This is a genomic window from Vibrio sp. 1562 (assembly GCF_033340155.1).
GTDB classification, from domain to species: Bacteria; Pseudomonadota; Gammaproteobacteria; order Enterobacterales; family Vibrionaceae; genus Vibrio; species Vibrio alginolyticus.
The window spans coordinates 1-561 of record NZ_JAWOVY010000635.1 but is presented as its reverse complement, the minus strand read 5'-3'; the positions used below and the strand labels follow the sequence as shown (position 1 = coordinate 561).

The following is a 561-nucleotide window of genomic DNA, read 5'->3' as shown; positions in this document are numbered from 1 at the left end:
GCAGGGTTTGCGAGGTCTTGACCCGCGTAGCTCACGCCCGGATTTAAACGTAAACCAATTGACGCTTTGCCTTCAACGATGTGGCGGTAAGCTGCAAGTTGAGATTGCGAGTTGAAAATCATTTTGTCACAGATGTCTGCGACTTCACGTACGTCATCTTCGCTGTAACCCACACTGTAGGCGTGCGTTTCGCCACCAAACGTTTCGTAGCCAAGTTTTACTTCGAATGGGCCGGAGCTGGTTGTGCCGTCTAAGTAAGGCTTGATGATGTCAAACACACCCCAAGTAGAGAAACACTTCAGTGCTAGCACAAGCTTTACACCTGAGATTTCTTTTAGCTGTTTTGCTTTCTCTAGGTTCGCAATCAGCTTGTCTTCATTAATCATGAAGTACGGAGTTTTTAGTTCATTGTGTTGCATGTTAATACCTTGAGTCCCCTCGCCTAAACGAAGGCACTGTAAAATCGAACAAAGCCGACGCTGTTGCATCGGCTTAGATTTTAATTATTTAACTTTGTTTGTAATTCGCCGAAATTTGTCTCTGTAGCGAGGAGAACGCGTG

Annotated in this window: 1 pseudogene; it reads right to left on the bottom strand. The window is 45.5% G+C overall.

The annotated features are described in order from the left end of the window. Positions 1-419 (bottom strand): annotated as a pseudogene (locus tag R7Z49_RS26805) (carboxynorspermidine decarboxylase); the annotation flags it as partial. Positions 420-561: the final 142 nt, after the last annotated feature.